Consider the following 20,752-nt stretch of genomic DNA (forward strand, 5'->3'; position numbering starts at 1 on the left):
ATTGTAATGGGCACTTTTTAGAGTCTAAGCTCTAGAAAGTCAAACGACTTCCGTGCACGGCAAGGTTTTATCCATTTCCGGTTAGGTCGTAAGATGCGCCGTCTACGCACTCTGAATTAAAGCTCAAGCCATGGCCCCACGAATAAAAACCAGCGAGCGCATCGTTCAGAACAGCCTGGAGCTGTTCAATCAGCAGGGCGAGCGCAGCGTCAGCACCAACCACATCGCCGCGCACATGGAGATTTCTCCGGGCAACCTGTACTACCACTTCCCCAACAAGCAGGCGATCATCGCCGTGTTGTTCAGTGAGTACGAAGCCCTGGTGGACAGCTTTTTGCGTCCGCCTCAGGGTCGCCCGGCGACCGTCGAGGACAAGCGTTTCTATCTCAAGGAACTGCTCTCGGCCATGTGGCGTTACCGTTTTCTGCATCGCGATCTTGAGCATCTGCTCGACAGCGATGCGGAACTGGCCGCGCGCTATCGGCGCTTTTCCCAGCGCTGCGTGATCCAGGGCGCAGCGATCTACGAAGGCTTCGTCGCCGCCGGCATCCTGAAAATGGACCGTGTGCAGATCGAATCGCTGACCCTCAATGCGTGGATCATCCTGACGTCGTGGGTGCGTTTTCTGTGCACCACCCGGGAAAACTCCAACCACCTCAGCGAACAGGCCGTGAAGCGTGGCGTGTATCAGGTGCTGGTGCTTGAGGCAGGGTTTGTCACCGATCAGGCGCGGGATGAAGTCAACGCACTGTTCGACGAGTTCTATGTGCCGCTGGCGCAGGCCCTTGAAGACGTGAAATAAACCGTTCAGCCGAATTCCACAGGAGCCCGTTATGTCGATTGCGCAGTTGATCAGCCCACAAGCTTTGGACGCTCGCAAAGAGCAGCCGGGGCTGGTGATTCTCGATTGTCGTTTCGCCCTCGAAGATCCGGATTACGGCCAGCGCAGCTACGCCGAAGGGCACATTGCCGGGGCGAGTTTCGCCGATCTGGAGCAGGATCTGAGCGGTAAAGTCGAGAAGGGCGTGACCGGACGTCATCCGTTGCCCGAGCCGGCGGTGTTGATCGAGCGCCTGCAAGCCTGGGGCATCAGCAACGACAGCGATGTGGTTTTGTACGACGACGGCCCGGGTGCGTATGCGGCGCGGGCGTGGTGGTTGCTGGCATGGCTGGGCAAGCGCGACGGCGTGTTCATTCTCGACGGCGGGCTCAAGGCCTGGCACGCGGCCGGCCTGCCGCTGAGCCTGGATCCGCCGAGCATGACTCCGGGCCACTACAGCGGTCAGCCGGACATGAGCCTGCTGCTCAGCGCCGAGCAACTGCTACAACGTCTCGGCCAGCCAACCCTGACCCTGCTCGACGCCCGCGCCTTGCCGCGCTTCAAGGGCGAAGTGGAACCGATCGATCCGGTCGCCGGGCACATTCCCGGCGCGCAGTGCGCGGCGTTCACCGACAACCTCGGCAGTGATGGACGTTTTTTGCCGGCGGAGCAGCTCAAGCAGCGCTTTGCGGCGAAGCTGGGTGATCGCTCACCGTCGGAACTGGTCGCCTACTGCGGCTCCGGGGTGACGGCGTGCCATAACCTGTTCGCACTGTGCCTGGCTGGCTATCCGCTGGGTGCGCTGTATGCCGGATCGTGGAGCGAGTGGATCAACGAACCGTCGCGCAGCATTGCCACGGGCGAATAAACCCAGCGATCTCTCTGTAGGAGTGAGCCTGCTCGCGATGGCGGTGTGTCTGTGAGTTAAATGCCACCTGACTCACCGCTTTCGCGAGCAGGATCGCTCCCACATTGAACCAGGTTGTGCCATGCATTTTCATGCCGACACAAATCCCTGTGGGAGCGAGCCTGCTCGCGAAGGCGTCCTGTCAGGCATTGAATTTCCAGACTGACCCACCGCCATCGCGAGCAGGCTCACTCCTGCAAGGGATATGCGGCGTTCATTGACCGAGTGCGGCCAGCCATTGTGGTATGCGCCGCTCCAGGTAATACCCGGGCTGGCGAAACGAGCCGTCGACGAAACCGACATGACCGCCACGCGTTTGCAATTCGAACTGGGTGCAGGCTGACAACTCATCGGCTTGCGGCAGGCTGTGGGGAAATACGAACGGATCATCCGCTGCCTGAATAATCAGCGTCGGCGTGCGGATCTCGCCGAGGTAGTAGCGGCTCGAGGCGCGGCGGTAGTAATCCTCGGCATCGGTGAAACCATGCAGCGGCGCGGTGACCCGGCCGTCGAAATCCCAGAACGTACGCATGTTTTCCAGCGAGCCGAGCGCGGCCAGTTTCGCCAGGCCGTCTTCGCGTCCGTCATGCTGGAACTGGCGCTGCTTGTTCTTGATGTAGGCGACCATTTCGCGCATGAAATGCGCCTGGTAAACCCGCGAAAATCCCTGGCCAATCCGGTCTGCGCACTGGTCGAGCCTGAACGGCACCGACACCGCCACTGCGCCGAGCACGCCGCTGTTGCTGCCGGTTTCGCCAAGATGTTTGAGCAGCACGTTGCCGCCCAGTGAATAGCCGACCGCGTACAACGGCGCCAACGGTCGTTTCGCGCGCAGGTGCTGGATGGCTTCGGCAAGGTCTTCGCTGGCGCCGGAGTGGTAGCTGCGCGGCAACAGATTCGGCTCGCCGGAACAACCGCGCCAGTTCAGCGCCACGCTGGCCCAGCCCTGCTCGGCCAAGGCCTTTTGAATGCCCGCCACATAGGGCGAATTGGATGAGCCGGTCAAACCGTGCAGCACCAGTACCAACGGCGCCTCGGCGCTGTGCGGGCCGTGCCAGTCGAGGTCGAGGAAGTCGCCGTCCTCGAGCCACAGGCGTTCGCGTTCGCGCTCGATGTGCACGGTCTTGCGCCACAGCGGCCCCCACAGGGTTTGCAGATGCGGATTGCCGAGGCCGAAGGCCGGAACGAAACGCGAGGCGGGAAGCGGGGACGGTGATTGCACGGCAAATCTCGACAGGTCTTGCGTAAAGCGACCGGCGCACAGGGCGGGCTATCGCTTCTCAACGAAAGCGCCTAACTTGCCACAAAGCCCGGGTCGGCGCGACACATGTCCTCTTCAGCCTGACCGATCGGCGCAACCTCCGGTCCAGGCAGTGGCTGTTGCTCGACACTGGGGCCGACCGTAACCGACACCCAGCGATCAACAGACAAGTGACGGTTCATGGCGAGTTTGATGTCGTCCACCGTCAGCTTCTGCACTTGTTGCATTGTGTAATCCAGATCGAGCGGCAAGTCGTAGCGGTTGATCTCCACGAGTCTGGCCAGAATGTGCCGGTTGCTGGCGCTGGTGAGCACATTTCTGTTGGCCAGCCTGCGCTTGAGGTGCTCGAGTTCCGGGGCGGTCGGCCCTTGCCGAAGAAAATCATTGAGCATCGAGCGCACCAAAGCGACGGTGCTGTCGCTCATGGAGCTACCGGTCTGCAAGGTGACGGTCAGCAACCCGGCGCCACCAGCCCAATTGACGCTGGCGCCATACACGTCATAAACCTGTCCGCGCTTGTGCCGCAGTTCATTCATCAACCGACTGTTGCTGCCTCCGGCGAGAATCTGACTGGCGGCGTACAAGGCGGTGTGATCGGCATGTCGTCGCGGCACGCTGATTTGGGCAAAGGCAATGTGGGTCTGCAGTTGATTCAGTTCCAGGTGACTGGACTGGACGTTTCCGGGTGTTGCCATTGCTGAAGATACCAGCGCGTCAGGAGGCTTGGGCAGGGCATTGCTGATCTGCAGGCTGATCGCTTGTGCCTGGTCCAGAGTGAGGTCGCCGACCAGGGTGATTTGCGCATGTCGGGCAGCGTAATAGCGGCGATGGAAATCCTCCACGGCGGCCCGGGTCACGGCATTGAGGCCCCATTGCGTGCCATACACCGGAAGGCTGTAGGGGCTGTCCGGCGCAAGCAGTGCCTTGATGCTCTGCGAGGCCAGACCCGCGGCATCGCCTTGCTCTGCGATGAGCGCGGCGCGCAGTTCGTCTTTCACTGGCGGCAGGCGCTGGGCGCTGAGCGATGGCTCGCTGAATATTCGCGTCAACAGATCCATCGCCGGTAGGCGCTTGGCCGGATCGCTGAGGCTGCGCAGGGAGAACACGGCGCGGTCGTGATCGATATCCATTTCCCATTGCGCGCCGAGCCCGTCGAAGGTTTCGACGATGGCGGACAAATCCTTGCCGGGGATACCCTCATTGAGCATGGAAAAGGTCGTGGCAGCCAGGCCCGGCAGGCTACCGTCGCGGGCGCTGCCTGCGGCGAAGCTGACGTGAATATCGAACATCGGCAGATCGCTCGTGCGCACGAACAGCACCTTGGTGCCGGTCAGGGTTTTCCAGCCCCTGATCTGCAATGCGCGCGGCTTGATTTCCAGCGCTTGGACTTCGCTGAGCGATTGCAGGCGCGATGTCCGCGCTTGTTCAGGCTGACCATCAGCGCAAGCCGCCGCAGCCGACAGCCACATCAGGACCAACCCCGTGCGCCTTGAGGACCTGCTCATCGGACGTCCACCTTGCGCACTTGGGCAACGCTGAGACGCTCGGGTATCAGCCACGTGGCGGCCACTTCGCGGATCTGTTGCGGCGTCACTTTCGCCAATGCAGCGGCATCTTCATCGAGTATTCGCCAAGGCAAGCCGATGGCCTGGAACCTGGCCAGCTGACGCGCCTGTTCCTGAATCGAATCGCGGGCATACACCTGCTGCGCGATCAGTTGCGTGCGTGCCCGCTCGAGCTCTTCCGGCGACGGTGGTGTGGTGCGCAACGTTTCGATCTGCTCCCACACCCGCGCTTGCGCACCTTCAAGATCGGTCAGCGGCGGATCGGCCAGCTCGGCAGTCAACAGCAGCAGGCTGTCGCCGCGCGTGCGTTCGTCGTAGTGAGTGTCGACACGATTGAGCACGCGGTCGGTGAAAATCAGTTTCTTTTGCAGGCGCGCGCCATGTGCGCCGCCGAGTATCGCGTTGATCAGGCGCAGGGCGTGCACGGTGTGCAGGTCTTTGGCCGTGGCCAGTCCGGGCAGATTGAAAGCCATCAGCAACCGCTCTGCTGGGACATTGCGCTGCAAGGTCAGTTTGCGCTCGCCCGGCACTTTCAGCTCCACGGGCCGTAACAGGCGCGGCACGGGACGATTTGCGAGCGCGCCAAAATAGCGCTCGGCCAGCGGCTGCACGTGTGCGAGCGTGACATCGCCGACGATCACCAGTACGGCGTTGCCCGGCGCATAACGGCTTTGATACCAATGGCGAAGTTCCTCGGCGTCCACTTGCTGCAGGTCGTGCATCCAGCCGATGACTGGCGTGCGATAGCTGTTGGCGACATGCGCCTGGCTGGTGAAGTGTTCCAGCACAGCGGCGTCGACATCGTCGTCGATGCGCAACTGGCGCTCTTCGCGGATGACTGCCAGTTCGGTTTTCAGGTCGTCGACGTGCAAATCAGCAGTCGTCATCAGGTCGGCCATCAGCTCGAAAACCACGCCCAGATAGCGCGGCGACAAGGTCTGGTAGTAGCCGGTGACGTCCTCGGCGGTGAAGGCATTTTCTTCGGCACCCAGGGACTCCAAAAGACGCGAAGCCTCACCGGCGCAGGTCTTGCGGCTGCCTCTGTAGAGCATGTGTTCAAGAACGTGCGATAGCCCGGCTTGCCCCGGCGCCTCGTCTGCCGAGCCGACCTTGAACCACAAATGCGAAGTGACCAGCGGCGCACGGTGATCCTCGCGCACCAGTACCTGCAAACCGTTTTCCAGGGTGAATTGATGAGTCGGCGGGGGGCGTGGCGGCCAGCGTCATGAACGGCGCGAGGCCAAGAAAAAGCAGCATCCGGCTGCAGAGCGTATCCATACGCGAAATCCTCAGTGGTTAACGCAGATTGCGGCAACCACTGTGGCGGACTGCGAGGCACTGGGTGCGGTAACTATCTACCGCACGCTAAAGCGCAGTGCGGATGGTTCAGGCGCTGCGCTGCCACAACGCGTAATACACACGACCGGATTTCTGTTCACGATGCAGGCGCCAGTTGCCCGGCAGGCCCAGCGTCGATGGCGCTGTTTCGCTTTCCGTGTAGATCCACGAATCGGCCGCCAGCCATTGGCGCTCTTCCAGCAAAGTACAAACCGCTGGCAACAGGTTCTGGTTGAACGGCGGGTCGAGGAACACCAGATCGAACGGCGTCGCGGCCTGGGTTTCCAGGTAGCGCAGCGCGTCGGCGGTTTGTACTTGGCCGTTGCTGCAACGCAAGGTGCCGAGGTGTTCCTTCAGACTGGAAACCGCAACGTTGCTGGCGTCCAGCGCCTGGGCCGTGGCCGCGCCTCGGGACAGCGCTTCGAGAAACAGCGCGCCGCTGCCGGCGAACGGGTCGAGCACTTTCGCCCCTTCGACATAGGGCGCGAGCCAGTTGAACAGGGTTTCACGCACGCGATCCGGGGTCGGGCGCAGGCCCGGTGCGTCGGGGAAGCTCAGCTTGCGGCTGCGCCACTGGCCGCCAATGATGCGCAGCTGATTGACGCCGTTGTGCACGTTTTGCACAGGTTTTTTCGGTGCTCGAGTGGCCATTAATGCTCCGGAACCCCGAGCGGTTGCTCGGCAGGTTTATCAGATGGGGCCGGTAACGGCTTTTGCGGCACGGTCGGGCCAGCGGTGACGATGACCATTTTCTCCGTGCTCAGGTGTTTGTTCAGCGCATCACGGACCTGCTCTACGGTCAGGCTCTGCGACTGACGCATGAAATCGTCGAGATAGCTCAGCGGCAGATTATAGAAGCCCATCGCGCCGAGCTGGCCAACGATGTCGGCGTTGCTCGCGGTAGACAGCGGGAAGCTGCCGGCCAGTTCGCGCTTGGCATCGTCGAGTTCTTTCTGTGTCGGCCCGGTTTTCAGGTAGTCGGCGAGCACGTCCTGCACCAGTTTCAGGGTGCCTTCGCTCATCTCGGCGCGGGTCTGCAGGTTGATCATGAACGGCCCACGGGCCTGCATCGGGCTGAACGCCGAATACACGCCGTAGGTCAGGCCGCGCTTCTCGCGCACTTCGCTCATCAGGCGCGTACCGAAACCACCGCCGCCGAGGATCTGGTTGCCCAGCGACAGCGCGGCGTAATCCGGATCATCGCGATCAATGCCCAGTTGCGCGAGCATCAGGTTGGTCTGTTTCGACGGAAACTCGATGTGGTTGACACTGGCCTTCGGCTCCTGCGGCGCAGCGATCTTCGCCAGCGCCGGACCTTTCGGCAGGGCCGAGGAAACCTGATTGGCAATCGCCTCGGCTTCGGCTCGCGACAGGTCACCGACCAGTGCAATCACAGCATTGCCGGCGGCGTAGGCCTTGGCGTGGAACTCGCGCAATTGCGCGACGGTAATCTTCGGCACGCTTTGCGGATTGCCGTCGCTGGAATGCGCGTACGGGTGATCGCCATACAGACGCTTCATCAGCTCCAGGCTGGCGAGTTTGCCGGGGTTCTGTTTCTGGTATTCGAAACCGGCGAGCAGCTGGTTCTTGATGCGCGCGAAGGAATCGGCGGGGAAGGTCGGTTTGCCGACCACATCGGCGAACAGCTTCAACGCCGGTTCACGCTGCTCAGTTGCGCTCAGGCTGCGCAACGAGGCCAGCGCCATGTCCTTGAACGCACCGTTGCCGAAGTCGGCCCCGAGACCTTCAAAGCCCTGGGCGATGGCGCCGACGTCTTTGCCGGCGATGCCTTCGTTGAGCATGGCGTTGGTCAGCACCGCGAGGCCGGGCGCGTTGCCGTCCTGGCTGCTGCCAGCGGCGAAGATCAGGCGCATGTCGAACATCGGCAGCTCATGCGCTTCGACGAACAGCACTTTCGCGCCTTCAGCAGTGTTCCAGGTCTGCACATCGAGCTTGCGGCTGGCCGGGGCCTTGCCATCGAGTTCGGCCAGCGATTGCAATTTCTGGCTGGACTTGGCGTTATCCAAGGCTTCGCTGGCGTGGCTGTCAGCGCCGGGCGACAGATACACAGCCGCCGAGCCGATCACCGCGACAGCAATCAGGCCAAGCAGCATCAGGCGTGGGGTTTTGCGCTCACTCATGAGTCGTCTCCAAAGGCAGGACGTGGGCGACGCTGAGACGTTCGCGGGTGAAATACTTTTTCGCGGCGTTCTGGATGTCTTGCGGGGTCACGCTTTCCAGATCGGCCAGTTCGGTGTCCATCAGCTTCCACGACAGACCGACCGTTTCCAGTTGACCGATCGCGGTGGCCTGGCTGGTGATCGAGTCACGCTCGTAGACCAGGCCGGCGATGACTTGAGCGCGGACGCGTTCCAGCTCTTCGGCAGACGGCGCGGTGGTTTTCAGTTGCTCAAGCAGTTTCCACAAGCCGGCTTCGGCCTGGGCGATGGTCTTTTTCTTCTGCGTATTTGGCGTGGCCGACAGGGTGAACAGGCTGTCGCCACGGGTGTAGGCGTCATAGTCCGACGAGCCGCCGGAGACCAGCTCTTCGCCACGCTCCAGCTGCGTGGGGATGCGCCCGCTGTAGCCGCCGTCGAGCAGCGCGGAGATCAGGCGCAAGGCGTTGACCGAGCGTTTGTCTTCAGCGGTAGCAATGCTCGGCACGTTGAAGCCAAGCATCAGGCTCGGCAGTTGGGTCTGCACGCGCAGGGTGATCTGGCGTTCGCCGGGCTCGGCCAGTTCCAGCGGTTTTTTCGCCGGTGGCACGTCGCGTTTGGCGACCGGGCCGAAGTAGCGCTGGGCGAGGGTTTTCACTTCGTCCGGAGTGACGTCACCGACCACCACCAGCGTGGCGTTGTTCGGCGCGTACCAGGATTGGTACCAGTGGCGCAGTTCCTCGACTTTCATACGGTCGAGGTCAGCCATCCAGCCGATGGTCGGCGTGTGATAACCGCTGGCCGGGTAGGCCATGGCCTTGTAGCGCTCGTAGGCCTTGGACATCGGCTTGTCATCGGTGCGCAGGCGGCGCTCTTCCTTGATGACTTCGATTTCCTTGGCGAACTCGTCGGCCGGCAGGCGCAGATTGGCCATGCGGTCGGCTTCCAGCTCAAACGCCACGCCGAGACGGTCACGGGCCAGCACCTGGTAATAAGCAGTGAAGTCGTCGCTGGTGAACGCGTTCTCTTCGGCGCCGAGGTCGCGCAGGATCAGCGAGGCTTCGCCGGGGCCGACTTTTTCGCTGCCCTTGAACATCATGTGCTCAAGCGCGTGGGACAGACCGGTCTGCCCCGGAGTCTCGTAGCTGGAGCCGACCTTGTACCAGATCTGCGAAACGACCACCGGCGCACGATGGTCTTCGCGCACGACGACCTTGAGGCCGTTGTCGAGGGTGAATTCATGGGTCGGTTGCGGGTCGGCCGCCAGGGCCGAAAGGGGCAGGCAGACTGCGCTGAGCAGCAGGCCAGCAGCGCGGCGGGCTAGAGCATTCATTCGTTTTTCAACCTGTTGGGCTGCCCGCTTGGTCTTAGCGTCAGCGGGCGAGAGGTAGGGCGTGTCATTGATCATTACCAGTACCGCGCCGGCGCCTGATAGTGTGCAGGGCAAGGCGCGAGGAGTGTGGTTTGGTTGTTCCAAATAAACTCCGAGCAACGCAGCCCTGCACACTATCAGGCCCGGCCCTCCGGGTGGCGCCTGAAAACGGGCCATACTGCGTTGCAGCCCTTGGCAAGGAAAGCACATTCCCTGCGGCCTGCGCCCTGTCTGGCCCGTTTTCAGGCGGCCACGCGGTACTGGTAATGATCAATGACACGCCCTAGGATACTGATCCGTTTTACTGGCGGCCACGCCTATCAGGCTTCAGGGTTTGATAAGGCTGTATAGGTTTGCGGCGAAAAGCTGTGTTTTTCCCACTAAACTCCGCGTTTTCGCTGATCTTTGCCGGTTTAGATCAACGTTAATACGATCCTTGAGGTGCCTTCGGTGCCTCGACAAAATGTTGCGCGTGAACAAGCTGGGTGAAACACAGTCTGTTCTGCATCGAATATTTATTTGCCGGGGCGCCCTGTTGGCGCGTCGCTACCGTGAGATAGCCGTCCTCCATGTTTGGTTCCAACGACGACAAGAAGAGCCCAGCTGCGGCTGGCGAGAAGAAAAGCCTGTTCGGATGGCTGCGGAAGAAACCGCAGGAACCCGTCGTCGAACAGCCGCCCGCGATTCCTGAGCCGGCCCCTGCGCCTGCACCTGTAATAGAAGAAGAGCCGGCGCCGATTGTGCTGCCGATCGCCGAGCCGGTGCTGCAACCGGATGCTGAAGCCGAGCCGGAAGCGCCCGCCGCTCCCGAACTGCCGCTGACGCCCGCCGGCGAGCCGTGGCTGACCTTGCCGGTGGCAGAAGAACCGGTCGCGCTTGTTGAAGAAGCGGCGCCGCATGTGACGCCAGTGATTCCTGCGCCGGTTGCCGAGGTGCCTGCGCAGCCTGTGCCTGAACCGGTTGTCGAGCCTGCGCCGGTCATTTCTGAACCCGCCGCCCCGGTTGTCCCGCCGTCGGAGCCTGCACCGATTGCCGCTGCGCCGGTTGTCGCTCCGGTCGCTCCGGTCGTGCCGGTCGAAGTCCCTGTAGAAGCGCCAGTCGAAACCCCGCGCACCGAAGAAACCAAAGCCGGTTTCTTCGCCCGCCTCAAGCAAGGCCTGTCGAAGACCAGCGCCAGCATCGGCGAGGGCATGGCCAGCCTGTTCCTCGGGCGCAAGACCATCGACGATGACCTGCTCGACGACCTCGAAACCCGTCTGCTCACCGCCGACGTCGGCGTTGAAGCCACCACGCAGATCATCCAGCGCCTGACCCAGAAGGTTGCACGCAAGGAACTGGCAGACGCCGACGCCCTGTACAAATCCCTGCAGGCCGAACTGGCCGCAATGCTCAAACCGGTCGAACAACCGCTGAAAATCGCCTCGCAGAACAAGCCGTTCGTGATTCTGGTGGTAGGCGTCAACGGCGCCGGCAAAACCACCACCATCGGCAAGCTGGCGAAGAAGCTGCAATTGGAGGGTAAGAAGGTCATGCTGGCGGCCGGCGACACCTTCCGTGCAGCGGCCGTGGAGCAATTGCAGGTCTGGGGCGAGCGCAACAAGATTCCGGTGATCGCTCAGCACACCGGCGCCGATTCCGCTTCGGTGATCTTCGACGCCGTGCAAGCGGCCAAGGCCCGTGGCATCGACGTGCTGATCGCTGACACCGCCGGTCGTCTGCACACCAAAGACAACTTGATGGAAGAGCTGAAAAAGGTTCGCCGGGTGATCGGCAAGCTCGACGCCGACGCGCCGCATGAAGTGCTGCTGGTGCTCGACGCCGGCACTGGCCAGAACGCGATCAACCAGGCCAAGCAGTTCAACCAGACCGTCGAACTGACCGGCCTGGCGCTGACCAAGCTCGATGGCACTGCCAAGGGCGGGGTGATTTTCGCCCTGGCCAAGCAATTCGGCCTGCCGATTCGCTACATCGGCGTCGGTGAAGGCATCGACGATTTGCGTACCTTTGAAGCCGAACCCTTTGTCCAGGCACTGTTTGCCGAGCGGGAGCGTTCATGATTCGTTTCGAACAGGTCGGTAAACGCTACCCGAACGGTCACGTCGGCTTGCATGAGCTGAGCTTTCGAGTCCGTCGTGGCGAGTTCTTGTTTGTCACCGGCCACTCCGGTGCCGGTAAATCCACGCTGTTGCGCCTGTTGCTGGCAATGGAACGGCCGACCAGCGGCAAATTGCTGCTCGCCGGGCAAGACCTGAGCACTATCAGCAATGCGCAGATTCCATTTCTGCGTCGGCAGATCGGCGTGGTGTTCCAGAATCACCAGTTGTTGTTCGATCGCACGGTGTTCAACAACGTCGCCTTGCCGCTGCAGATCCTCGGCCTGTCCAAGGTCGAGATCGCCAAGCGCGTCGATTCGGCGCTGGAGCGCGTGGCGCTGTCGGATAAATCCGATCTGTACCCGGGCGACCTGTCCACCGGTCAGCAACAGCGCGTCGGCATTGCCCGCGCCATCGTCCACCGCCCGGCCTTGCTGCTGGCGGACGAACCGACCGGTAACCTCGACCCGCGTCTGGCCGCCGAAATCATGGGCGTGTTCGAAGACATCAACCGTTTGGGCACCAGCGTACTGATCGCCAGTCACGACCTGGCACTGATCGCGCGCATGCGTCATCGCATGCTGACCCTGCAACGCGGCCGCCTCATCGGCGACGGGGAGGCCGGGGTATGAGTGCGACACGCAGTCCTAAGGTTTCCGAGCGCGTGGCCCCGAAGGCCGCCGATCCGCAACCGCAGAAAAAGAAAAAGCACGACGATGACGACGGCCCGGACTTCGCCACGCTGTTTCGCGCCTGGATCGAAAGCCATCGCGCCAGCCTGCTCGACAGCCTGCGCCGTCTCGGCAAACAGCCGATCGGCAGCTTCTTCACCTGCATGGTGATGGCCGTGGCGTTGAGTCTGCCGATGGGGCTTTCGCTGTTGCTCAATAACGTCGAACGTCTCGGCGGTTCCTGGCAGCGCGCGGCGCAGATTTCCCTGTACCTGCAACTCGACGCCAGCCCGGAACAAGGCGAAGCGCTGCGTGAGCAGATCAAAGGCATGCCGGGCGTCGCTGATGCCGAATATGTCGGCCGCGATCAGGCGCTGGAAGAGTTCCAGCAGCAATCCGGCCTGGGCGAAGCCCTGCGTGAGCTGCCTGACAACCCTTTGCCGGGTGTGGTGCTGGTGACACCGAACGAAGTCGACAAGCCGACACTCGAAGCATTAAGACAAAAACTTTCCGAGCTGCCGAAGGTACAACAGGCGCAACTTGATCTAGTCTGGGTCGAGCGTCTGGCCGCCATCCTCAAGCTTGGCGACCGCTTTGTCTTCGGTCTGACGGTGCTTTTGGTGTCTGCATTACTTTTGGTGATAGGCAATACCATTCGTCTTCATATTGAAAACCGCCGCACCGAGATAGAAGTGATTAAACTCGTCGGCGGCACTGACAGTTATGTGCGCCGCCCTTTCCTTTATATGGGCGCGTTGTATGGCTTCGGTGCAGGGCTGTTGTCCTGGGGCGTATTGGCGTTCGGCCTGAACTGGCTGAACGATGCGGTGGTCGGACTGGCCGGCTTGTACGGCAGTGATTTCGCCCTGGCCGGTGTGCCAGTGGCCGACGGTCTGTCGCTCTTGCTTGGCGCGGTGCTGTTGGGTTATATCGGTGCATGGATTGCAGTCGCACGTCATCTCAGGGAGCTGGCGCCGAAGTAGAATCTTTTTTGCGCGTGATTGACCTTGCGGTTTTTATGGGAACTTGTACCTGAGTTCCCGGTCAATTTTTCGCAGTGCCGAGAGGCACGAGTATGTGAGTGGGAGGTTTTTTCGTATGACCAATTCTTTGCAACCTGCGTATGCGTTGGTTCCGGGTGCGAACCTGGAAGCCTACGTGCACACCGTCAACAGCATTCCATTGCTGACGCCGGAGCAGGAGCGTGAACTGGCCGAGAGTCTCTACTATGAGCAGGATTTGGGGGCGGCTCGGCAGATGGTGCTCGCCCACCTGCGTTTTGTCGTACACATTGCCCGTAGCTATTCCGGCTACGGTCTGGCTCAGGCTGACCTGATCCAGGAAGGTAACGTTGGCCTGATGAAGGCCGTCAAGCGTTTCAATCCGGAAATGGGTGTGCGTCTGGTGTCGTTCGCCGTGCACTGGATCAAGGCGGAAATTCACGAGTTCATCCTGCGCAACTGGCGCATTGTGAAAGTCGCGACCACCAAGGCCCAGCGCAAGCTGTTCTTCAACCTGCGCAGCCAGAAGAAGCGTCTGGCGTGGCTGAATAACGAGGAAGTCCACCGTGTGGCGGAAAGCCTCGGCGTCGAACCACGTGAAGTGCGCGAGATGGAAAGTCGCCTGACCGGCCATGATATGGCCTTCGACCCGGCTGCCGAAGCCGACGACGACAGTGCTTTCCAGTCTCCGGCCAACTACTTGGAAGACCACCGGTACGACCCGGCGCGTCAACTGGAAGATGCCGACTGGAGCGACAACTCCAACACCAACCTGCACGAAGCACTGGAAGTGCTGGACGAGCGCAGCCGTGACATCCTCTACCAGCGCTGGCTGGCGGAAGAGAAAGCCACGCTGCACGACCTGGCGCAGAAGTACAACGTGTCGGCCGAGCGAATCCGTCAGCTCGAAAAGAGCGCGATGAACAAGCTCAAGTTGTCGATCGCCGCGTAACCGGTAGATCAGCAATAAAAAACGCCCCGATCAGCGATGATCGGGGCGTTTTCATTCTGTTTCAACACAAATCCCTGTGGGAGCGAGCCCGCTCGCGAAAGCGGTTTATCAGTGCCATCAATGCAAGCTGACACACCGCTTTCGCGAGCAGGCTCGCTCCCACATTGGAATTTCGGTGTTATTCAGCCCAAGGCGCCCGCCGCGAATCGTTCAGCCCGAGCAAGTAACTGTCTCCGCCCAACTGACTCATCTGCTGCCGAATCCACCCAGCCCGGCGCGATACATAACCGGTCGGATGACTCGCGCTCCACACCCGTGGATTGGGCAGTACGGCAGCCAGATAACTCGCCTGCTGACGCGACAATGACTTTGCGCTCACACCAAAGTGATGGCGGGCCGCCGCTTCAGCGCCAAATACGCCGTCATCCCACTCGACGCTGTTCAGGTACACCTCGAGAATTCGCTGCTTGGGCCAGAACACCTCGATCAGCGCGGTAAACCACGCTTCCAGGCCTTTGCGCAGATAACTGCGGCCCGACCACAGAAAGAGGTTTTTCGACACCTGTTGGCTCAAGGTGCTGGCACCGCGAATCGAACCGCCCAGTTCGTTGTGGGCCAGAGCAGCCTGAATCGCGCGCAGATCGAAGCCCCAGTGCTCGGGGAATTTCTGGTCTTCGCCAGCAATTACCGCCACTTTCAGGTCATCGGAGATCTCGTTCCACGGTTTCCAGGTGCGCTGCAGGTCAATCGGCTCGCCGTCGACCCAGGATTCGACCTTGCGCTCGACCATCAGCGCCGTGCCCGGCGGTGGCACGAAGCGAAACACCAGCACCAGCAAGACACTGCCGCCGGCGAACCAGAGCAGAGCCTTCGTGAGACGACGGAAAATTGAACGCAGCATAGAGATGGCTTGGCCGAACCCGTGGAGCGGGCCATTATACAGACCCTGCCGATGGCGTCTGACTGGAGTTCCCCATGCTGCGTGGCTTTTTGATGCTGGCTGCTTTTTTCGGATTCACCGGTGTTGCGCTGGGCGCGTTTGCCGCCCACGGCCTGAAAAACCGTCTGACGCCGGAATACCTGACGATCTTCCACACTGGCGTCACCTACCAACTGGTGCACACGCTCGCACTGTTCGGCGTTGCGCTGCTGGCCACGCAGATTCCAGGGCGGCTGGTCACTTGGGCCGGCGTGTCCTTCACCGTCGGCATTGTGTTGTTCTCCGGCAGCCTGTATCTGCTGACCACCACCGGCATCAGCAAGCTCGGCATCATTACCCCTTTTGGTGGCCTCGCGTTTCTCATCGGTTGGGTTTGCCTCGGCCTCGCCGCCTGGCGCTTGCAGCTAACCGCTTGACGCTTGGTACTGACCTTTAGGTCATGATCGGGCTAGAATGCCAGCCCCTAAAAATGATGGCGGCGTTGTGCATGCGCATTCAGTTGAACGGTGAGTCCTTTGAACTGCCCGACGGTGAAACCGTTGCGGGCCTGATCACCCGTCTGGATCTGGCCGGACGTCGGGTGGCGGTCGAGCTCAATCTGGACATCGTCCCGCGCAGCCAGCATGCCGACACTACGTTGAACGACGGCGACAACGTCGAAGTGGTCCACGCCATCGGCGGCGGCTGATCGCCCGGCCCGCAAGGGCACAGAATTCTGCAAGACCCTCACCCTTAAAGAGGATTCCCCATGAGCATCGTTCGTAGCGACAAGCCTTTTGTACTGGCCGGTCGTACTTACCAGTCGCGTTTGCTGGTCGGTACCGGCAAGTACCGTGACATGGAAGAAACCCGCCAGGCCATCGAAGCCTCGGGTGCCGAGATCGTCACCTTCGCCGTACGCCGCACCAACCTGGGCCAGATCGAAGGCGAGCCGAACCTGCTCGAAGTGCTGTCGCCAGATCGCTACACCTTTCTGCCGAACACCGCCGGTTGCTACGACGCCATCGAAGCCGTGCGCACCTGCCGCCTGGCGCGTGAGCTGCTCGATGGCCACAATCTGGTGAAGCTGGAAGTGCTGGCCGACCAGAAAACCCTGTTCCCCAACGTGATCGAAACCCTCAAGGCCGCTGAAACCCTGGTCAAGGAAGGCTTCGACGTGATGGTCTACACCAGCGATGACCCCATCATCGCCCGGCAACTGGCGGAAATCGGCTGCATCGCCGTGATGCCGCTGGCCGGTCTGATCGGCTCCGGTCTGGGTATCTGCAATCCGTACAACCTGCAGATCATCCTCGAAGAAGCCAGGATCCCGGTGCTGGTGGATGCTGGCGTCGGTACCGCTTCCGACGCGACCATCGCCATGGAACTGGGTTGCGACGCTGTACTGATGAACTCGGCCATCGCCCACGCCCAGCAACCGGTCATGATGGCGCAAGCCATGCAGCACGCCATCGTCGCCGGTCGCCTGGCGTACCTCGCCGGCCGCATGCCGAAAAAACTCTATGCCAGCGCCTCTTCGCCGCTGGATGGTCTGATCAAGTAAGAGCCATTGATGACTGAATCGAACGACACGCCTGTCCAGCCGGACGAAGGCGACGAGCGCCAACACCGCCGCATCAAGAGCTTCGTGATGCGCGCCGGGCGCATGACCGAAGGCCAGCAACGCGGCCTGGACCAGGGCGCGCCGCTGTACGTGCTGCCGCTGGCCGATGCGCCGGTCGATTACGACCAGGTGTTCGGCCGCTCGGCGCCGCGCTCGCTGGAAATCGGTTTCGGCATGGGCCACTCGCTGCTGGAAATGGCCGCTGCTGCTCCAGAGCAGGATTTCATCGGTGTTGAAGTACACCGTCCGGGTGTCGGCGCGCTGCTCAATGGCGTGCTGACCCAAGGGCTGACCAACCTGCGGGTCTACGATTGCGACGCGATCGAAGTGCTCAACCGCTGCATCGCCGACAACAGTCTCGATCGCCTGATGCTGTTTTTCCCGGATCCGTGGCACAAGAGCCGCCACCACAAGCGCCGCATCGTCCAGGCCTCGTTCGCCGAACTGGTGCGCAGCAAGTTGAAGGTTGGCGGCATTCTGCACATGGCCACCGACTGGGAGCCGTACGCTGAGTACATGCTGGAAGTGATGAACGTCGCCCCGGGCTACCGCAACCTTGCCGAAGACGGCAAATGCGTCCCACGCCCGGCCGAACGCCCGATCACCAAGTTCGAACGCCGTGGCGAACGCCTTGGCCATGGCGTGTGGGATCTGAAGTTCGAAAAGATCGCTTAAGCATCACGCAAAAAAAACTGTGGGAGCGAGCCTGCTCGCGAAAGCGGTCTGACGTTCAACGATGATGTTGGATGTCAAGACGCCTTCGCGAGCAGGCTCGCTCCCACAATTGTTTTGTGTATGAGGAGATTACAGGGGGGCAAGAAATCGAGCGGGCACCTGCTCTGTCAACCAGACGCCATTTTCGGCCTGATAGAACTTGAAGCCCTGTTCTTCCATCTGCTTCGCGGCAACCTTCAGAACGACTGGCGTTCCGTAGCGTTGACCCACGGCCGACGCGGTGGCGATCTCGTCGGACAGATGCACCTGATGGCGTTGTCCTGGAATCAAGCCTTGTTCGTGGATCGAGTCGAGAAAACGCGTCGCTGTTCCGTGGTAGAGCGTTTGCGGTGGCTGTTTCTGCTCGAATTGCAGATCAACGCTTTTCGTCGAGTGGCCTTGAACAGCGCGTATACAGTGGCCATCAGCGGAAATCGTAAAACGCTTCTTGTCACTGCTGGTCACGACGTTTTCAATCAGCTCACGACTTAAATGCCTGCCATCACGCGCCGCGCCGCTGATCAGTGCTTCGATATTTGCCCAGCCTTCCGAATTCAGATTCAGTCCGATCGCCTGAGGCTCGTGACGCAACACGAAGCTAAGAAATTTGCTCGTCTCATCCAGTAGTTTTTTACTCATGAACTTCCCTTTCATTGCAATCAACTGTGGGAGCGAGCCTGCTCGCGAAAGCGGTCTGACGATCAACGATGATGTTGGATGTCGAGACGCCTTCGCGAGCAGGCTCGCTCCCACATTTCGTTTCGGGGTGCTTGCGGGGTCAGCGGCGGTCGGCGACGACGCCGATCAACACCAGTACCACCAGCAGCACCGGCGCCAGGCTGTAGTTGTTGAACTGGCTCAGGCCTTTGATCACCCACGGCGTGGCGTAGATCAGCGCGGCGCCGCTGCCGATCAGGCAGAGCAGGGCCATCAGGGGCACGCGCAGGGCGCCGGCGATGCTGCCCAGGCGTTGCTCGACCCAGCCTTTGAAGTCAGCGCCGAACAGCACCAGCAGGCAACCGACCAGCGCCAGGGCGATTTCCGAGAGATTGCTGCGGCTCCAGCGGGAGACGGTGGCCAGCAGGTCGAGTATCAAATCCATGCGTTTTCCCTTTGAGCTGAAGTCAGTTCAGAAATTGTTGCAGCAAATCGTTGAGGAACAGTTGGCCGCGTTCGGTCGCCGCCAGGCGTGACGGTTCGACCTGCAACAGGCCGCTTTGTTCGGCCTCGCGCCGGCCTTCGGCGAGGGTGTCCAGCGACAGGCCGGTGCGTTCCGGATACAGGCGCGATTCGACCCCGGCGGTCAGGCGCAGGGCGTTCATCAGGAACTCGAACGGCATCTCGTCATTGCTCAGCGATTTCTCGCCGGCCTGAAAGCTTTTCGCCGGGTTCAGATAATCCTTCGGCAGGCGGGTTTTCCATGTGCGCACGATGCGCCCGTCCGGGTGGCTCAACTTGCCATGGGCGCCGGCGCCGATGCCGATGAAGTCGCCAAAACTCCAGTAATTAAGGTTATGCCGCGCCGGTCGACCGGCCTGGGCATACGCCGACACTTCGTATTGCGCGTAACCGTGCTCGGCCAGCAGCGCCTGACCGGCTTCCTGAATGTCCCACAGGGTGTCGTCTTCCGGCAGCACTGGCGGCTGATTCCAGAACACCGTGTTCGGCTCCAGCGTCAGTTGATACCAGGAAATGTGCGTCGGCTTCAGCGCAATGGCCTGGCGCAGATCGCTCAGGGCATCGTCCAGCGACTGATCGGGCAAACCGTGCATCAAGTCCAGGTTGAAGTTATCGAACCCGGCCTGTCGCGCCATGCCCGCCGCACGCACGGCTTCGTCACCGTTGTGAATGCGGCCGAGGGCCTCAAGCTTTTCCTGCTGAAAGCTCTGGATACCGATCGACAGCCGATTGATCCCCAGCTTGCGATAGGCGACAAACTTCTCTTGCTCGAAGGAGCCCGGATTGGCCTCAAGGGTGATTTCGATGTCAGCGGCGAACGGGATGCGCTGTTCGACGCCCTTCAGCAAACGCCCGAGGGCTTCGGCGCTGAACAGGCTCGGCGTCCCGCCACCGAAGAAAATCGAAGTCAGCTCACGGCCATACACCGCATGCAGATCCTGATCGAGATCGGCCAGCAGCGCGTCGACGTATTCCTGCTCCGGCAGCACCGGGCTGGCGGTGTGCGAGTTGAAATCGCAATACGGGCATTTGCGCACACACCACGGAATGTGGATGTACAGCGCCAGCGGCGGCAGAGTTGGCAGCGGCGCCCGAGGCGAGGACGCGGCGCCGCCGATAATCAGCGACGACGCGGAAGAATCAGTGGTCATTTCAAGCCCAGACGCTGGCGCAGCAGATCCATTGCACGGGCGCGGTGGCTGATCTGGTTCTTGTCGGCCGGGCTGAGTTCGGCGCTGGACACGTCGCGCTCCGGCACCCAGAACAGCGGGTCATAACCGAAGCCGTGCTCGCCGCTGGCAGCGGTGAGGATGCGCCCGTGCCACAGGCCTTCGCAGAGAATCGGCAGCGGATCATCGGCGTGGCGTACCAGTGCCAGCACGCAGACGAACTGCGCGCCGCGCTCGGCTTGCGGTACGTCCTTCAGCGCATCGAGCAGTTTGGCGTTGTTCGCCGCATCGCCCTGGCCGTCGGCGTAACGCGCCGAGTAGATACCCGGCGCACCGTCAAGGAAATCCACCGCCAGCCCGGAATCATCGGCCAGTGCCGGCAGCCCGGAAATACGCGCGGCGTTGCGCGCCTTGAGAATCGCGTTCTCGACGAACGACAGGCCGGTTTCTTCCGGCTCGACCTTGCTCCATTCGCCAATCGAGCGCAGTTGCACCGAGTCGCCGAGCATGGCCTGAAGTTCTTTGAGTTTGCCGGCGTTATGGCTGGCCAGTACGAGCTGCTTGATGTTCATCATTCGCCGGGAAAGAGTTCTTGGTTGAAGTTGATGGTGTTGATCTTGTCGCCGTTCTGCACCTTGATTTCAAAGGTGCGGGTTTCCTGCTGCGGCACCGGGTACTGGGCGATGTAGTAGATCGCGCCCTGTTCGGTGACCTGGCGGAATTTCAGCGGCACGCTGTTGCTGGTCAGGTCCTTGACCGTGCCGGTGACGCTGGCGATCACCGGTTTGCCGTCCTTGACCACCGAAACATTGATCACGCCCTGGTTCTTGCTGCGGATCAGCTCGGCGGCCTTGGCGATGTCCGGTTGCAGGAACGTCGAGTTGAAGGTGTTGTAGTGCACCGTAATGTCGCCGAAGGTTTCCTTGCGCTCACCTTTGATGACGTCCGCCGCCATGGTGCTGGCGCTCAGGCAGGCGGTGAATAACAGCAACGCTAGACGGCTCATGTTCG

The 20,752-nt window shown here is 61.4% G+C and carries 22 protein-coding genes; 10 read left to right on the forward strand and 12 right to left on the reverse strand.

Going from position 1 to position 20,752, the window contains the following annotated elements; genetic code table 11:
- The first annotated feature begins 130 nt into the window (after positions 1–130).
- Together CKW30_RS16220 and CKW30_RS16225 are read left to right on the forward strand one after the other, a co-directional pair.
- Positions 131–802: a TetR/AcrR family transcriptional regulator gene (locus CKW30_RS16220; RefSeq protein WP_016772708.1), complete on the forward strand. Its 672-nt coding sequence runs from the start codon at positions 131–133 to the stop codon at positions 800–802.
- Positions 803–833: 31 nt separating this feature from the next.
- On the forward strand, positions 834–1,688 hold the full coding sequence (locus CKW30_RS16225) for a sulfurtransferase (protein ID WP_095181326.1): 855 nt from the start codon (positions 834–836) through the stop codon (positions 1,686–1,688).
- A 253-nt stretch (positions 1,689–1,941) separates the two neighbouring features.
- On the opposite strand, the gene CKW30_RS16230 is transcribed toward CKW30_RS16225, so the two are convergent.
- From CKW30_RS16230 to CKW30_RS16255, 6 genes are all read right to left on the reverse strand, one after another.
- Positions 1,942–2,949, reverse strand: coding sequence for a hydrolase (locus CKW30_RS16230; protein ID WP_095181327.1), 1,008 nt, complete (start codon positions 2,947–2,949; stop codon positions 1,942–1,944).
- 71 nt (positions 2,950–3,020) lie between these two features.
- Complete coding sequence (locus CKW30_RS16235; RefSeq protein ID WP_082530280.1) at positions 3,021–4,493, reverse strand: pitrilysin family protein; 1,473 nt, start codon at positions 4,491–4,493, stop codon at positions 3,021–3,023.
- Positions 4,490–5,725, reverse strand: a complete 1,236-nt coding sequence (locus tag CKW30_RS16240; protein ID WP_256584354.1) for a pitrilysin family protein — start codon at positions 5,723–5,725, stop codon at positions 4,490–4,492. Before CKW30_RS16240 ends, CKW30_RS16235 begins: the two co-directional genes overlap by 4 nt.
- Positions 5,726–5,939: 214 nt before the next feature.
- On the reverse strand, positions 5,940–6,542 hold the full coding sequence (rsmD, locus tag CKW30_RS16245; protein ID WP_041476826.1) for a 16S rRNA (guanine(966)-N(2))-methyltransferase RsmD: 603 nt from the start codon (positions 6,540–6,542) through the stop codon (positions 5,940–5,942).
- Positions 6,542–8,032 carry a pitrilysin family protein gene (locus CKW30_RS16250; protein WP_095181328.1) on the reverse strand — a complete coding sequence of 497 codons (1,491 nt, stop codon included), beginning with the start codon at positions 8,030–8,032 and terminating at the stop codon, positions 6,542–6,544. Before CKW30_RS16250 ends, rsmD begins: the two co-directional genes overlap by 1 nt.
- Positions 8,025–9,380, reverse strand: coding sequence for a pitrilysin family protein (locus tag CKW30_RS16255; protein ID WP_041476824.1), 1,356 nt, complete (start codon positions 9,378–9,380; stop codon positions 8,025–8,027). The genes CKW30_RS16250 and CKW30_RS16255 overlap by 8 nt, the downstream gene beginning before the upstream one ends.
- A 608-nt stretch (positions 9,381–9,988) precedes the next feature.
- Between CKW30_RS16255 and ftsY the strand changes: the two genes are divergently transcribed.
- From ftsY to rpoH, 4 genes are all read left to right on the forward strand, one after another.
- Entirely contained in the window at positions 9,989–11,476 is a 1,488-nt protein-coding gene (ftsY, locus tag CKW30_RS16260) for a signal recognition particle-docking protein FtsY (protein WP_095181329.1), read from the forward strand.
- On the forward strand, positions 11,473–12,144 hold the full coding sequence (gene ftsE / locus CKW30_RS16265) for a cell division ATP-binding protein FtsE (RefSeq protein WP_016772715.1): 672 nt from the start codon (positions 11,473–11,475) through the stop codon (positions 12,142–12,144). Before ftsY ends, ftsE begins: the two co-directional genes overlap by 4 nt.
- Complete coding sequence (gene ftsX, locus CKW30_RS16270) at positions 12,141–13,166, forward strand: permease-like cell division protein FtsX (protein WP_016772716.1); 1,026 nt, start codon at positions 12,141–12,143, stop codon at positions 13,164–13,166. The genes ftsE and ftsX overlap by 4 nt, the downstream gene beginning before the upstream one ends.
- A 115-nt stretch (positions 13,167–13,281) precedes the next feature.
- Positions 13,282–14,136 carry an RNA polymerase sigma factor RpoH gene (rpoH, locus tag CKW30_RS16275; RefSeq protein WP_016772717.1) on the forward strand — a complete coding sequence of 285 codons (855 nt, stop codon included), beginning with the start codon at positions 13,282–13,284 and terminating at the stop codon, positions 14,134–14,136.
- A 178-nt stretch (positions 14,137–14,314) separates the two neighbouring features.
- Here rpoH and mtgA read toward each other — a convergent pair whose 3' ends face one another.
- Entirely contained in the window at positions 14,315–15,037 is a 723-nt protein-coding gene (gene mtgA, locus CKW30_RS16280; protein WP_095181330.1) for a monofunctional biosynthetic peptidoglycan transglycosylase, read from the reverse strand.
- A 74-nt stretch (positions 15,038–15,111) separates the two neighbouring features.
- Between mtgA and CKW30_RS16285 the strand changes: the two genes are divergently transcribed.
- The 4 genes from CKW30_RS16285 (at position 15,112) to trmB (ending at position 17,354) form a co-directional block, all read left to right on the forward strand.
- Positions 15,112–15,492 (forward strand): DUF423 domain-containing protein, encoded by a 381-nt coding sequence (locus CKW30_RS16285; RefSeq protein ID WP_056786365.1) that lies wholly within the window; start codon positions 15,112–15,114, stop codon positions 15,490–15,492.
- Positions 15,493–15,563: 71 nt separating this feature from the next.
- Complete coding sequence (gene thiS, locus CKW30_RS16290; RefSeq protein WP_038861193.1) at positions 15,564–15,764, forward strand: sulfur carrier protein ThiS; 201 nt, start codon at positions 15,564–15,566, stop codon at positions 15,762–15,764.
- Positions 15,765–15,824: 60 nt separating this feature from the next.
- Positions 15,825–16,619 carry a thiazole synthase gene (locus tag CKW30_RS16295; RefSeq protein ID WP_041476820.1) on the forward strand — a complete coding sequence of 265 codons (795 nt, stop codon included), beginning with the start codon at positions 15,825–15,827 and terminating at the stop codon, positions 16,617–16,619.
- Between the two features lie 9 nt (positions 16,620–16,628).
- A complete protein-coding gene (gene trmB / locus CKW30_RS16300; RefSeq protein WP_024014663.1) occupies positions 16,629–17,354 on the forward strand; it encodes a tRNA (guanosine(46)-N7)-methyltransferase TrmB in 726 nt (241 codons plus the stop codon).
- Between the two features lie 129 nt (positions 17,355–17,483).
- On the opposite strand, the gene CKW30_RS16305 is transcribed toward trmB, so the two are convergent.
- From CKW30_RS16305 to CKW30_RS16325, 5 genes are all read right to left on the reverse strand, one after another.
- Positions 17,484–18,032: an RNA 2'-phosphotransferase gene (locus CKW30_RS16305; protein ID WP_095181331.1), complete on the reverse strand. Its 549-nt coding sequence runs from the start codon at positions 18,030–18,032 to the stop codon at positions 17,484–17,486.
- A 139-nt stretch (positions 18,033–18,171) separates the two neighbouring features.
- Positions 18,172–18,495 carry a DUF3392 domain-containing protein gene (locus CKW30_RS16310; RefSeq protein WP_008083808.1) on the reverse strand — a complete coding sequence of 108 codons (324 nt, stop codon included), beginning with the start codon at positions 18,493–18,495 and terminating at the stop codon, positions 18,172–18,174.
- A gap of 22 nt (positions 18,496–18,517) precedes the next feature.
- Positions 18,518–19,723, reverse strand: a complete 1,206-nt coding sequence (gene hemW / locus CKW30_RS16315; RefSeq protein WP_095181332.1) for a radical SAM family heme chaperone HemW — start codon at positions 19,721–19,723, stop codon at positions 18,518–18,520.
- Positions 19,720–20,316 carry an RdgB/HAM1 family non-canonical purine NTP pyrophosphatase gene (gene rdgB / locus CKW30_RS16320; RefSeq protein ID WP_095181333.1) on the reverse strand — a complete coding sequence of 199 codons (597 nt, stop codon included), beginning with the start codon at positions 20,314–20,316 and terminating at the stop codon, positions 19,720–19,722. Before rdgB ends, hemW begins: the two co-directional genes overlap by 4 nt.
- Positions 20,313–20,747 (reverse strand): DUF4426 domain-containing protein, encoded by a 435-nt coding sequence (locus CKW30_RS16325; RefSeq protein ID WP_056786377.1) that lies wholly within the window; start codon positions 20,745–20,747, stop codon positions 20,313–20,315. The genes rdgB and CKW30_RS16325 overlap by 4 nt, the downstream gene beginning before the upstream one ends.
- Between the last annotated feature and the right edge of the window lie 5 nt (positions 20,748–20,752).

The sequence above is a fragment of the Pseudomonas sp. Irchel 3F6 genome, assembly GCF_900187595.1.
Lineage (GTDB): Bacteria > Pseudomonadota > Gammaproteobacteria > Pseudomonadales > Pseudomonadaceae > Aquipseudomonas > Aquipseudomonas siliginis.

Excerpts from the sequence above, each read along its gene's own strand:
- CKW30_RS16225 (WP_095181326.1), top strand. The coding sequence starts at position 834 with ATGTCGATTGCGCAGTTGATCAGCCCACAAGCTTTGGACGCTCGCAAA.
- ftsE (WP_016772715.1), top strand. The coding sequence starts at position 11,473 with ATGATTCGTTTCGAACAGGTCGGTAAACGCTACCCGAACGGTCACGTC.
- CKW30_RS16250 (WP_095181328.1), bottom strand. The coding sequence starts at position 8,032 with ATGAGTGAGCGCAAAACCCCACGCCTGATGCTGCTTGGCCTGATTGCT.
- rdgB (WP_095181333.1), bottom strand. The coding sequence starts at position 20,316 with ATGATGAACATCAAGCAGCTCGTACTGGCCAGCCATAACGCCGGCAAA.
- CKW30_RS16295 (WP_041476820.1), top strand. The coding sequence starts at position 15,825 with ATGAGCATCGTTCGTAGCGACAAGCCTTTTGTACTGGCCGGTCGTACT.
- CKW30_RS16255 (WP_041476824.1), bottom strand. The coding sequence starts at position 9,380 with ATGAATGCTCTAGCCCGCCGCGCTGCTGGCCTGCTGCTCAGCGCAGTC.
- CKW30_RS16220 (WP_016772708.1), top strand. The coding sequence starts at position 131 with ATGGCCCCACGAATAAAAACCAGCGAGCGCATCGTTCAGAACAGCCTG.
- CKW30_RS16235 (WP_082530280.1), bottom strand. The coding sequence starts at position 4,493 with ATGAGCAGGTCCTCAAGGCGCACGGGGTTGGTCCTGATGTGGCTGTCG.
- CKW30_RS16325 (WP_056786377.1), bottom strand. The coding sequence starts at position 20,747 with ATGAGCCGTCTAGCGTTGCTGTTATTCACCGCCTGCCTGAGCGCCAGC.
- ftsY (WP_095181329.1), top strand. The coding sequence starts at position 9,989 with ATGTTTGGTTCCAACGACGACAAGAAGAGCCCAGCTGCGGCTGGCGAG.
- thiS (WP_038861193.1), top strand. The coding sequence starts at position 15,564 with ATGCGCATTCAGTTGAACGGTGAGTCCTTTGAACTGCCCGACGGTGAA.
- CKW30_RS16285 (WP_056786365.1), top strand. The coding sequence starts at position 15,112 with ATGCTGCGTGGCTTTTTGATGCTGGCTGCTTTTTTCGGATTCACCGGT.
- hemW (WP_095181332.1), bottom strand. The coding sequence starts at position 19,723 with ATGACCACTGATTCTTCCGCGTCGTCGCTGATTATCGGCGGCGCCGCG.
- CKW30_RS16305 (WP_095181331.1), bottom strand. The coding sequence starts at position 18,032 with ATGAGTAAAAAACTACTGGATGAGACGAGCAAATTTCTTAGCTTCGTG.
- CKW30_RS16310 (WP_008083808.1), bottom strand. The coding sequence starts at position 18,495 with ATGGATTTGATACTCGACCTGCTGGCCACCGTCTCCCGCTGGAGCCGC.
- ftsX (WP_016772716.1), top strand. The coding sequence starts at position 12,141 with ATGAGTGCGACACGCAGTCCTAAGGTTTCCGAGCGCGTGGCCCCGAAG.
- mtgA (WP_095181330.1), bottom strand. The coding sequence starts at position 15,037 with ATGCTGCGTTCAATTTTCCGTCGTCTCACGAAGGCTCTGCTCTGGTTC.
- rsmD (WP_041476826.1), bottom strand. The coding sequence starts at position 6,542 with ATGGCCACTCGAGCACCGAAAAAACCTGTGCAAAACGTGCACAACGGC.
- rpoH (WP_016772717.1), top strand. The coding sequence starts at position 13,282 with ATGACCAATTCTTTGCAACCTGCGTATGCGTTGGTTCCGGGTGCGAAC.
- trmB (WP_024014663.1), top strand. The coding sequence starts at position 16,629 with ATGACTGAATCGAACGACACGCCTGTCCAGCCGGACGAAGGCGACGAG.